Source organism: Flavobacterium sp. (genome assembly GCF_039932285.1).
Lineage (GTDB): Bacteria > Bacteroidota > Bacteroidia > Flavobacteriales > Flavobacteriaceae > Flavobacterium.
The window spans coordinates 1-12,633 of record NZ_JBDTQE010000074.1 but is presented as its reverse complement, the minus strand read 5'-3'; the positions used below and the strand labels follow the sequence as shown (position 1 = coordinate 12,633).

12 protein-coding genes are annotated in these 12,633 nt (G+C 31.1%); 9 read left to right on the top strand and 3 right to left on the bottom strand.

The window, feature by feature from the left end:
* Window positions 1-180: 180 nt before the first annotated feature.
* The 5 genes from ABI549_RS11630 (at window position 181) to ABI549_RS11610 (ending at window position 3,841) form a co-directional block, all read left to right on the top strand.
* Complete coding sequence (locus ABI549_RS11630; protein WP_348076630.1) at window positions 181-858, top strand: response regulator transcription factor; 678 nt, start codon at window positions 181-183, stop codon at window positions 856-858.
* Window positions 855-2,231 (top strand): HAMP domain-containing sensor histidine kinase, encoded by a 1,377-nt coding sequence (locus ABI549_RS11625; protein WP_348076629.1) that lies wholly within the window; start codon window positions 855-857, stop codon window positions 2,229-2,231. Before ABI549_RS11630 ends, ABI549_RS11625 begins: the two co-directional genes overlap by 4 nt.
* Window positions 2,232-2,322: 91 nt before the next feature.
* Window positions 2,323-2,532 (top strand): hypothetical protein, encoded by a 210-nt coding sequence (locus ABI549_RS11620; RefSeq protein ID WP_348076628.1) that lies wholly within the window; start codon window positions 2,323-2,325, stop codon window positions 2,530-2,532.
* A gap of 28 nt (window positions 2,533-2,560) precedes the next feature.
* On the top strand, window positions 2,561-3,325 hold the full coding sequence (locus tag ABI549_RS11615) for a ferritin family protein (RefSeq protein ID WP_348076627.1): 765 nt from the start codon (window positions 2,561-2,563) through the stop codon (window positions 3,323-3,325).
* Between the two features lie 12 nt (window positions 3,326-3,337).
* Entirely contained in the window at window positions 3,338-3,841 is a 504-nt protein-coding gene (locus ABI549_RS11610; RefSeq protein ID WP_348076626.1) for a DUF2231 domain-containing protein, read from the top strand.
* 321 nt (window positions 3,842-4,162) lie between these two features.
* Here ABI549_RS11610 and ABI549_RS11605 read toward each other — a convergent pair whose 3' ends face one another.
* On the bottom strand, window positions 4,163-4,621 hold the full coding sequence (locus tag ABI549_RS11605; protein ID WP_348076631.1) for an RNA methyltransferase: 459 nt from the start codon (window positions 4,619-4,621) through the stop codon (window positions 4,163-4,165).
* 177 nt (window positions 4,622-4,798) lie between these two features.
* The gene (locus ABI549_RS11600; protein ID WP_348076625.1) at window positions 4,799-5,275 is read right to left on the bottom strand and encodes a hypothetical protein; all 477 of its coding nucleotides are present in this window, start codon (window positions 5,273-5,275) and stop codon (window positions 4,799-4,801) included.
* A gap of 386 nt (window positions 5,276-5,661) precedes the next feature.
* Between ABI549_RS11600 and ABI549_RS11595 the strand changes: the two genes are divergently transcribed.
* From ABI549_RS11595 to ABI549_RS11585, 3 genes are all read left to right on the top strand, one after another.
* The gene (locus ABI549_RS11595; RefSeq protein WP_348076624.1) at window positions 5,662-6,099 is read left to right on the top strand and encodes a hypothetical protein; all 438 of its coding nucleotides are present in this window, start codon (window positions 5,662-5,664) and stop codon (window positions 6,097-6,099) included.
* A 102-nt stretch (window positions 6,100-6,201) separates the two neighbouring features.
* Window positions 6,202-6,612, top strand: a complete 411-nt coding sequence (locus ABI549_RS11590) for a hypothetical protein (RefSeq protein ID WP_348076623.1) — start codon at window positions 6,202-6,204, stop codon at window positions 6,610-6,612.
* A 2-nt stretch (window positions 6,613-6,614) separates the two neighbouring features.
* Window positions 6,615-7,865 carry a hypothetical protein gene (locus ABI549_RS11585; protein WP_348076622.1) on the top strand — a complete coding sequence of 417 codons (1,251 nt, stop codon included), beginning with the start codon at window positions 6,615-6,617 and terminating at the stop codon, window positions 7,863-7,865.
* A 259-nt stretch (window positions 7,866-8,124) separates the two neighbouring features.
* Here the strand turns inward: ABI549_RS11585 and ABI549_RS11580 are convergent, their stop codons facing one another.
* Window positions 8,125-9,045, bottom strand: a complete 921-nt coding sequence (locus ABI549_RS11580; protein ID WP_348076621.1) for a hypothetical protein — start codon at window positions 9,043-9,045, stop codon at window positions 8,125-8,127.
* 414 nt (window positions 9,046-9,459) lie between these two features.
* Between ABI549_RS11580 and ABI549_RS11575 the strand changes: the two genes are divergently transcribed.
* Window positions 9,460-12,633, top strand: a 3,174-nt coding sequence (locus tag ABI549_RS11575) for a type ISP restriction/modification enzyme (protein ID WP_348076620.1), incomplete at its 3' end; no start/stop codon positions are given.

Here is a 12,633-nt window from a genome sequence, read left to right as displayed (position 1 = left end):
CTTTTAAATAATAAGTATTTTATTATTTACGTCAGTAATCGCTGCGGTTTCTCGCACAGGTTATTTGGGAGGGCAATTAGTTTATCAACATGGTGCAGGGGTAGAATTGGCATTGCCAAATTTTGATGAGAATGAAAGTGGTTCAAATCCTTAAATAATAATTGATTAAAATAATTAGCAATGCGAATTTTAATAGTAGAAGATGAATCGGCCATATCAGGTTTTTTAAAAGAGGGACTTGAAGAAGAAGGTTTTGCTGTAGACGTTGCTGATAATGGAAGAAAAGGTTTAGAATTAGCCCTTGATTTTGTTAACGAATATGATGTGATGCTTCTCGACTGGATGCTTCCTGGTGTGAGTGGAATAGAAATTTGCAGAAGTGTTAGAAAAGTAAACCAACAAGTGCCCATTATTTTTTTAACTGCAAAAGATACGGTAGATGATACCGTTTTTGGATTAGAAATTGGTGCTAATGACTATTTAAAAAAACCATTTGCTTTTGAAGAATTGTTAGCAAGAATTAGAGTTTTAATGCGAAACAAAACAGGTGAACAATCACTATTTATAGTTGGTAACGTTCAAATGGATATTGATGCACATCAAGTAACTAAAGACGGAAAACAAGTTATATTAACTCAGAAAGAGTTTGGATTATTAGAATTATTACTTCGTAGTAAAGGAAAAGTATGTCGCCGTTCAAGAATTATGGAAAAAATATGGGATATTCATTTTGATAAAGACACTGCGGTAATTGATGTTTTTATTAATGGACTACGAAAAAAATTAGATATAGATAATAAGCAATCAATGATACAAACTATTAGAGGTGTTGGATATAGGATTAACGAAGACCAATGAAATTAAGTTTTAAAAAACGAATAGCCACTTATAATTTATTTGCGATTGCTACACTAACAGCTATCGCTTTTATTGTTATTTATTCTGTAGTATATTATACTTCCTATAAGCATTTAGATGACGATATTACTACAGAAAAAAAGGAAGTTTTTGCTAATTTAGATTGGAATGATGACCAAATCATAATGAATAAAATGTCTGAGTGGGAAGAAGCAGAACACAATCAAATAGAAGTAAATCCAACATTTATACAAATAGTCGATTTAAATGGAAATACCCTATTCAAATCGATCAATTTACAAGAAAATCACTTTCTTTTTAACCCAAAAAACACAGCAACTGTTTTTTATAATGCAACCATCAACAAGCAAAAAATTAGACAAGGTCAATTCCCTGTTTTTAACAATAATCATAAAATAATCGGACAATTAACAATAGGAGTTTCACAACAAGAATCCTACAATGTTTTACATAACTTACTGATAGTTTTAATTTTAACTTACATTACTATTCTATTCATTTTATATTTTATTATGTCATTTGTAGCTTCCAAAGCTATTGCACCAATACATCAATTGATACATTCAGCATCAAAAATTAATTATACCAACATTAATTCTCGATTGCCATTGCCCGAAAATCAAGACGAAATACACCAATTAGCAACTACCATAAATCAGCTTTTAAACAGATTAGAAAATAGTTTTTACCAACAAAAACAATTTACATCTGATGCTTCCCACGAAATGCAAACCCCTTTGGCGGCAATTAAAGGAATTATAGAAGTACTTTTAAGAAAACCGCGAACAGCTGAACAATATGAAGTAAAAATGAAAGAAGTGTTGCGACAAACCAATAGATTGTCACAATTACACGATCAATTACTTCAGTTAGCACGATTAGAATCTAGTGTGTTAAAAGCAAATTATGAACAAATTGTGTTACAAACAATAATCGAAAAAAGTGTCCAAAATCACGAAATACTCAGAGTTAGAAATAGCATTCACATCAACAATATTATTCCTAATGAAGTTTTGGTTTTAGCTGATCCACTTTTATTGGAAATGATTTTAGATAACCTAATTTCTAATGCCATTAAATACAATAAAACAGAAGGTACTGTTTATATTTCTTGGAATTCAGAAGATAAAACACTATCCGTTACAGACGAAGGTATTGGAATTGAAGCCGATAAATTGCCCTTACTTTTCAATAGATTTTATAGGGTAGACGACTCCAGAAATTCTCAAATACCTGGAAACGGAATCGGCCTTTCTATTGCAAAAAGATTGTGTGAGGTACAAAACATATTACTTATTGTAAAAAGTATAATACATCAAGGTACTACATTTCAATTGCAATTTCCTTCCTAAAAACTTTAGCTGAATTTAAGATTTTACTTAGATAGGTAAAAGACAACTAGCTTGACCTTTACACTATTAAAAACTTAAAAACAGTTATATAATGAAAACACAAATTTTAACCTTCGCATTACTTGTTGCTACGCTAAGTTTTACATCTTGTAAAAATAATGAAGCGCCACAGGCAGAAACTGCTGTAACTACAACTCAGGCAGAACCAACTACGCAAGTTCAAGACACAACAGCAAAAGCTACTACAAAAACTTCTGAGAAAGAAGAAAATGAAGCAAATGAAAAAAACGATAAAGACTAATCCCAACATTTAAAAAAATAAAGAAATTATGAAATTAATAAATCGCGAATATCCAGAAAATAAACTTTTTAGCATTACTAAAAAAAAGGTTATTCTATTAAGTCTTGCTCTAATTCTCGGTCTTTCTTTACAATCTTGTAAAAACTCAAATGAGAATAGTGGGGAAATGAAAAATCCAACAGATGTAAGTACCACAGAAAAAAAATCAACCGAAACAGAAACAATGTCTGTAGCTGATGCAAAAGCCAAAACAGCTGTCAACTTGCAAGATGCATTTAATGGTGAGTCTAATGCAACAGCTCGTTATGCTGCCTTTTCTAAAAAAGCCAATGAGGAAGGTTTTAAAGAAATTGCATTATTATTCAAGGCAGCATCTTTAGCCGAAAAAATACACGCTAACAATCACAAAGCGGTTTTAGAAGAAATGGGAGTTCTAGTAAAACCAGCAACTATCGATGTTAAAGTACAATCTACTAAAGAAAACTTAGAGTTTGCTATTAAAGGTGAAACTTATGAAGCCACCACGATGTATCCTAACTTTCTTAAAGATGCCAACGTGGCAGGAAATCAACTAGCTTTAATTAGTTTAAATTATGCTTATAAAACTGAAAAAAAGCATAAAGAATTTTATGAACTTGCATTAGCGGCTTTAAACAGCAAGACGACAAATACCTTAGCTTCTACTTATTTTGTATGTCCAACATGTGGAAATACTTATGATACAAAAGCTCCAAAACGTTGTGGAATTTCTATGACTAGCGGAGAAAAATTCATTAAAATTAATTCACTTTAAAATTTAGAAATAATGGATCAAACGCACTTACACTTACTCATCACTCATCTTCCCATATTTGGTTCGCTTTTAGGCACTTTAGTTTTAGGATACGGAATTTTTAAAAAAAGTAGTACTACACTAATTGCAGCGCACTATATGCTTATCATTTCAGCATTCGGAGCAATAATTGCCTATCTTACTGGCGAAGGTGCCGAAGAAACAGTTGAAAATATACAAGGCGTTTCAGAAAATGTGATTGATCAGCACGCAGATTTTGCAATGTATGCACTCATTGCATTAATTGTGGTTGGAATTGCCTCTTTAATTTCCATCTATTTTGAAAATACTAAAAATTCATTAGTAAAATCAGCAACAACAGTAACCTTATTTTTAGCTGTTATCAGTTTTGCTTTAGTAGCTCGAACAGGTTATCTTGGAGGTCAAATAAGACATACAGAAATTTCATCAAATACTGCTCAAAACACAATTGAACAAGGAGGTAATCAAGATGGTGAAGAAAATGATGACGATTAATTGCAATGAATTCATAACATAAATCAAGATAAAGACAAAAGCGATTCCAGTTGAATCGCTTTTATTTTATTTAAAATTCATAATCATATTTGTAATCATAGCCATTTACAATAGTGTTAGTCATTTATTTCATTCTTTTAATTTAACAAAATTAATATAAAAGCTTTGATATTCAAATAAATACAAGTAACTACTGGTGATGGTTTCTTTTGCCAGATTGCGAGTAAAGTGGTAACTTCATGGCTATTTATTGCCCAATCTTCGGTAAATATTGTAAATGCTTAAACCTTCAAATATTGTATTGGCAAATAAAACTTTTTTTTAAGAACGTGGTTTAGACAATCCTCGGTCGTACATAATAATACTTCCAGCCACAGCAACGTTTAAACTCTTTTCTGATTTAAATTTTACTAAATAATGGCATTTATCCATTGCTTTTCTAGACAAGCCATGGTCTTCTGCACCCAATAAATACACACAACGTCTCGGATGTTCAAAGGTTTCTAAATCTGATGCATTTTCATCTAATTCGACACCAACCAATCGGGCTCCTTTGGGTAAGTTATCAAAAAAAACTTCAAAAGTATCGTAATGAAAATAAGGAATTGATTTTACAGCATCATGCGTATCACAAGCTTGTTTGGCATATCGATTACCGATAGTAAATATAAAAGTAGCACCTAAATTTTGGGCCGTTCTCCACAAAACACCCAAATTTTCGGGCGTTTTGCCATTTTGTATTCCAATGCCAAAGTATTCGTTTATAAAGTTATCATTCATAAAAGCAAAAATACAAACTGTACCTACATAAATCAATTTTTTATTGAGCGTAAAGGAAGACCCAATATTGGTGTTTTTTTTATTATTTTTAATAAAAAAACTCCAAAATCATGAAATCTGGAGTTGGTTTATTAGAATGGTATAAATTAAAAAAAGGTTGCCTTACATAGAGCTTGCTTAATAAGTTATTATGGTTTGCTCTATCTTTTTAATTAACATTTCTTCTTGTTGAAGCGCTTGAAGCTTAAGTTGGTGCTTTGCTTGTAAATGTAAACCATTTTTCTCAATAGCCATTTCTGCTTTCCTTTTTATCATATACAATACCATATCTTTCTCTTTTGATGATTCTTTAGCTTTAGTTTCTAAAAAACGAACTAGACTTAAAGCAGTCATAGCTGCTTCGTATTTTTTTTCAATTGATTTTAGCTTCTTTTCTACAATCATCTGCTTGTGTTTGTTAATCAGTCTTTGCTGTTCAAAAACCTTTTTCCTTTTTACTTCTTGAATTTTTATATGCAGAAAATCTTCTGATTTTTTATCCAATTGTTGTACAAAAAGAAGTAAAACAGCTAATTGCTGCTTGGCAGCGAGTGGAATGTCTCTTCTTCCTGTTTCGTACAAAGCCCATTGAACTCTGCTAATGCCTAATATCATGGCTATTTCCTCTTGTGATAAACCGAGCACAGGGTTGTTACAGTAATATCTCGTTTCATTTGTAACTTTTTTTTAAAAATTATTTTTTTGTTACAAACAACGTAACTTTTTTTTCAAAACAAAATTTTTTTTTGTTACAAAAATTGTTGCATTATTATTTATTTAAAACAAATTGCAACAGCTTAAAAAAGTAAAAATATAATCTAGTTCGCAAAAGGCATCCTCCTTTATTTTTTTTAAAATGAAAAAGAAAAACAAATCTCCCTTATTTTAACTTAAAAAATTTAAAATTTCATTTATGAAAAAACAGGTATTTATACCCTTTTTATTTACAGTATTTATTTATAATTTTACGCATATTTTTTAGAAATTAAACCTCTTTTTCTATGGAAATTATCACTGCTTATGATATTATTAATACTGTTCTTGCAGGCGGTTTGCTTGGTGTTCTAGGACAAGGTATTAGAATGGCAATTGGTTTAAAAAAAATATCCGATTTAAATCAGAGTACCACAACTAACGGATTTACCCAAATAAATATGGCTCGATTGTCGCTTAGTTTATTTATAGGTTTTGTAGCTGGCGCTTTGTATTTGTTAATGAATAGTGATTCCGATACTGTTTTTAATAAAAGTTACATCTTCTCTATTGTTGCGGCAGGATATTCTGGAGCCGATTTTATCGAAGGATTATTTAGCACCCAAATTTCTAAGATGGGTGCTATTGTATATAAAAAACCAGAAACTACTTTTACAACCCCAAATAATAGCCCAACACAAACAAATACTTTTCCTAATAATGAGCAAGACAATAATCCTGCTTAATATTTAGTTTGTAGTCCTGTTTGAAATATTAATTTATTATGTAATAAGCCAGTTAGCCGAAAAGGGAATTTATAGAGTAGGTAAATTTTAAAATTAGAAATTATGGAAAATCAAGTTTATGAAATTGAAAATAAAAGTAAAGAAATCAAACTTACAGTTACAGTTACAACTCCAGGAATTGCTACTACAGAAGTAAAATTATTTCTTTCTGATGGTTCGATTATAAATAAAGGACACTCTACAAATGGTGCAGGATTAATAAGTGAGGTTAGTATTGGTATAGACACTATTCTAAACAACTCAACAATAAAAATTGAAACATATGTTCAGCTGTCTAAAATTCCTAAATCAGCTTGGGAAAGTTGTTATAATAATTTACAAATTCATTTTTATCTAAATGGAGGAAAAGGAAATCAAGTTATTTCATTTGAATTACTTCCAAATGAAAAAAATAAAAGCTCTAATGGTGAACTTATATCTGGAATAAAAAGAATCGACCTAATAAATATTTAATTATGAAAAAGTTAATTTTAGTGTTTTTAGTATTAGTGTGCTTTAATTCATTACAAGCACAAACATTCAATTATGAAAATTTAAAGACTCCTGATTCTCCTGGATTTCAAATTCTGGATGTTGCTCCTACTTCAATTGAAAAACCTATAAACCCTAAAGCTTTAGGCATTACGCTTTTAAGTTTGTCTAATAATGGAAACATTATACCCAAAAATTTTGCCTTAGAATTTTCACCTTATTGGTATTTCAAGGATAGTAGAGCTACCATACATCGTTATCTAAATATTGAAGATGAAGATAAACATAAAAACAACTTTTCAGGTATCTTAAATAAATTAAGTGTATCAATGGCTTCCGTTTATAATGATACAACGAGTGCTAGCCTATTAAAAAAAACTAACTATTTATCTTTTGGTATCAGAACGAATCTTTTTACCTACAGAAATTCTGAGCAGAATAGAAAACTACAGTTGTCCTTAAAAAATTATTCAAATAGATTCTGGAATTTAAAACCCAAAAAAATATCCACCGATTCTCTAGATTCAATACAAAGAAGAAAAAAAACTGAAGAAATAAATATCAAAAAAATAATTTCTGAAGAAAAAGATGATGTTAAAAGAAATCTGTTCATCGACTCATTAGAAAAAACGATTAAGGAAATAGTAGAAATTGAAACTTTAAAAAATGAAATTCAAAAACAATCAAATGATCTTATTCTCGAAACCATTAAAGAAGATGATTCTATTAATGCTTATATAAAAGAATTAGATGATCTTCCATTAATTCAAATAGATGGTGCTTTTGCTTATAGTGAAGCATTTCCAGATAATTCTACTGCAAATAGAAGATTTAATAGAAGTGGGATATGGATAAATGCCTCTTTAAAGCTTTTTAGTGTTAATAAGGAAAAATTAAATCATAATTTATCAGCTATTTTTTTAGGTAAATATATTAGTGATAATGTATTAACTGATGATGTAAATAATCTATTTGAGCGTAAAAATGCTCTCGATTTTGGAGTGAAAATCGATTATACTGTTAAAGATTTTTCATTATCCTTCGAGCATATAAATAGAAGTTATTCAAATTCTACCATTGCTAATAGTAATAGAAATGTATTTGTAGCTCAATATAAAATAAGTAATGGAGTTTATTTTACGGGTAGTTATGGTAAGAATTTCGGAGATATTAATAACTTATTCACTCTTTTTGGAATAAACTATGGATTTGGAAATTCAGAATTAAAAATTTAGAATTAAAAAAAGTAGAAACATCCATTAGTGAAAATTTACATGACTTCATAAAATATAAAAAAGGACAAAATAAAGTTCATAAACATAAAACTAATTATTATATGCCAATTTAAATCCTTTTAATTGTTTCTCTAATAAACCAAATTTTTCACACGACTATTGACAAAACAAATTTCTAGTTTATACAAATAACACACTTTATAAACAAAAAGTCAGTAAGAATGCACTTACTGACTTTTTTTATTTATCATTTTTGTGATTATGGTTTTGCCATAAAATCATAGATTGCAAAGAAATTTTGTCCTGTTAAACTTGTGTTTAATAAGAAAGTAGGATTAGGCAATACACAAGGAGCTATATTTGTATTGTTAGATATGATGTTAGATGAACTACCTACCACCCATCTTCTACCACAACAATTGTCGAAATGAAATCCTAACTCTTTCATAGTCCATGTTGCATTGGCCGTTAGGTTTTTATATGAATATTTTGCAATGTAATTTCCACCAGTAGATAAATATTCGAAAATATCTCCCGTAGTTGGAGGACAAACAGCATTCGTAGTTCCTGAAATAGCTTGAAAATTATTACCCACAACAGTTAGTCCGTTGTATTGTGGCACAACACCTATAGGTGCAAATGCAGTTGCTGCTCCACTAGGAACATTTACTTTCATGAGTTGTGAAGTCCCTTCTTGAATAGCCACAAACAATCCAGTAGTTCCAAAATTTTCTATATCTTGTAAATAAACTGAGGTAACTGCAACTATACTAGCATTTCCAGTTGAAATTTGTACTTTAAGTAGCCTTTTGGGAAAATTAGAGTTTACTCCAGTTACTGCCCAAGCATAATCTACTATCCCTGGCATATCACAAATTCCAGTTACGCCAGTTACTGGAGTTGCTCCTATTTTTATGGCTGAGGCAAAATTATAGCCCACTGGCGTACTACAAAGGTCTACTTTATAAATATAAGAGGTTAAACCCGCAGGGACAGGCGTTCCAAAACCCCCAGATAGCACTAATGCATACGTTGATGGACAGGCAGCAACAGATCTTGAGGTTTGCTGTTTTTGAATACTTTGAGAGTTTGCTTCCTCAACTTCTGACTTCTGACAAGATATAAAAGTCATTCCGAAAATACTTGTTGCTATGAACAAGACTAATTTTACTTTTTTCATTTTTAATTGATTTAATTGATTATATAATTATTCATAACTTATTGTTATAAAAACAATTAACACTACAAACTTACCTATCCTGTCATATTGATAAAAGGGGCATTTTCCCCTAAATGGTTTTAATTACATCCAACAGTTTTAATTTAAAATTGAAAGTATGTTAATTGTTAAATAAAATACTACGGTTTTTCTGCATGAATTGTTAAATTTTTAATTTGCTTAAAAAAGGAAGTGGTATTTATTTGAAAAAACAGTTGGAAATATTGTTATTCCTTAAATTACAGAAAACCATAAAATATATGTTTTATGATTTTTAAATTTTAAAAAAACAGGTAGAAATACCTATAAGTTATCATTGCTAAAGTTAGTTTTAAATAGTAAGTTTGGTTACTTAATATTTTTTACAAAACAAGAATGACGATTCAACAGTATATCGACAAAATAAATATCCTTTACAAAACCGGAAACGCAAGAGAACATTCGTATCGTGGCGATTTACAAAACGTAATAATGGCTATTTTGCCCCATGTTTTAGTAACTAACGAACCGGCTCGTGTGGCTTGTGGTGCACCCGATTATGTGCTAACCCAAAAAGATATTCCTGTAGGATATATCGAAGCCAAAGATATTGGGGTCGACTTAAAAGACAAAAAACTAAAAGAACAATTTGACCGATACAAAGCTGGTTTAACCAATCTTATTTTTACCGATTATCTAGACTTTCATTTTTATAAAGATGGCGAATTTGTAACCAAAATTGCCATTGCTAAAATAGAAAATGGAGCAATAGTTCCCATTCCTGAAAATTTCGAACAGTTTACCAATCTTATCAAAAATTTTGCGCAAACTATTTCGCAAACCATCAAGTCGCCTACAAAATTGGCACAAATGATGGCAGGAAAAGCAAAACTGATGGCAGACGTTATCGAAAAATCATTAAATAACGATGACGAAAACGGTATTCGCTCCAGTATAAAAAGTCAGATGTTGTCGTTTCAGCAAATGCTAATTCATGATATTGATAACAAATCATTTGCCGATATTTATTCCCAAACAATTGCCTACGGAATGTTTGCCGCTCGTTACCACGACCCAACATTACCTACATTTTCGCGAGAAGAAGCCGCTTCGCTAATCCCGAAAAGCAATCCGTTTTTGCGAAAATTGTTTCAAGATATTGCTGGTTATGATCTCGACAACCGTTTGGTTTGGATTGTAGAAGAACTAGTTTCTATATTCCTTGCGAGTGATGTGGCGCAGATTATGAAAAACTTTGGCAAAAGCACCAAGCAAGAAGATCCAGTAGTTCATTTTTACGAAACTTTTCTTGGTGAATACAACCCAGCGCTCAGAAAAGCACGAGGCGTTTGGTACACACCACAACCAGTTGTAAATTTTATAGTGCGTGCTGTAGATGATATCCTGAAAACCGAATTCAATCTTAAAGAAGGCTTAGCCGACACCAGCAAAATAAAAATTAAGAAAAAAGCCGTTACCCAAACCAAAGGTAAAGATGCCAAACTAAAAGAAGTAGAAACCGAAGTCGAAGTACACAAAGTACAAATTCTGGATCCAGCCACAGGAACTGGAACATTCTTGGCAGAAGTTGTAAGACACATTCACAAAAAATTTGAAGGACAACAAGGCATTTGGAGCAAGTATGTAACCAACGATTTAATCCCACGATTGAATGGTTTCGAGTTATTGATGGCATCCTACGCCATGGCACATCTCAAAATGGACATGCTACTGACTGAAACTGGCTACAAACCCACAGATGACCAACGTTTTAGAATTTTCTTAACCAACAGTCTCGAAGAAGCGCATCCCGACACACAAACCCTTTTTAGCTCTTGGTTAAGTGACGAAGCCGACCAAGCCAACGCCATAAAACGCGATGCACCAGTAATGGTGGTTATGGGAAATCCGCCGTATAGTGTGAGTAGTTCTAACAAAAGTGAATGGATTCAAAATTTAATTAAAGATTATAAAAAAGATTTAAACGAAAGAAAAATTAATCTTGACGATGATTATATAAAGTTTACACGTTTTGGACAACATTTTATAGATAAAAACGGAAGCGGAATTTTAGCTTATATTTCTAACAATAGCTTTATTGACGGAATAACACACCGACAAATGCGAAAACATTTATTAGAAAGTTTCGACAAAATTTACATTTTAGATTTGCATGGAAACGCTAAGAAAAAAGAAGTTTCTCCAGATGGTTCTGTTGACCAAAATGTATTTGACATTATGCAAGGTGTTTCTATAAATATTTTTGTGAAAACAGGAAATAAGAAGATAAATGAACTTGGAGAAGTTTTTCATTATGATTTGTATGGAAAAAGAGATTTTAAATATCATTTTCTTGAAGAAAACATTGATAAACTCGATTGGAAAAACCTAAAATTTGAAAAGCCAAATTACTTTTTTACAAATAAAAATTTTGAAGGAATTTCAGATTATGAAAAAGGTTTTAAAATTGATGGATTAATACAAAAGTATGTTTCGGGTTTTCAAACGAAAAGAGACAAAACAACAATAAACTTTAGTAAAAAAGAATTATTAGAGATAAAGAATACTTTTGAGAATTTTGAAATATCTGAAATACGTAATAAACTAAAATTACCTGATGATGGTAGAGATTGGACAATTGAATGGGCAAAAAAAGATTTAATTTCAAACAATCCGATTATAACTAAAATAATGTATCGACCATTTGATGAAAGATTTACATTCTATACAGGAAAATCTAAAGGTTTTATTGCTTATCCAAGAGATGAAATGTTTTCACATTTAAATAAATTTGAAAATTTTTCTATTATTACTTGTAGACAACAATCAACATTTGATTTTCAACATATATTTATAAGCCGTCTAGTTTCAGATATGTGCAATATATCATCACAAACAAAAGAAACAGGTTACATTTTCCCACTCTACTTATATCCAGAAACCACAACGCAAACCAGTTTATTAGACGATACTTCGACAAGCTCAGCACAAGATCGTCGTGTTCCTAATCTTAATATGGAAATTGTAAACGAAATGGCTAAAAAATTGGGGATTGGTTTTGTTGCCGAGAAAGAAGACCAGACAGGTTTTAAAAACCTGTCTGGTCTCAAAAACTTCGCGCCTATCGATATTCTCGATTATATTTATGCCGTGTTGCATTCGCCAAGTTATAGAGAAAAATACAAGGAGTTTTTAAAGATCGATTTTCCACGAGTTCCGTATCCAAAAACCCTCGAAGAGTTTGAAACTCTTCGAGGGTTAGGTTCGCAATTACGCCAAATTCATTTGCTAGAAAGCGAAGTGGTAGAAAAGTACATTACACAATATCCTGAAGATGGTGATAATGTAGTAGGCAAACCACGATTAGACCTGACAGGTTTCGAAAACCTGTCAGGTCTGGGTAATGTTTATATTAACGAAACGCAATATTTTGCAAACGTTCCCGAAGTCGCCTGGAATTTCTACATCGGTGGTTACCAACCCGCTCAAAAATGGCTCAAAGACCGCAAAGAAAGAGAATTGAGTTATGAAGATATTCGTCATTATCAAAAAATAATTGTAGCACTTACC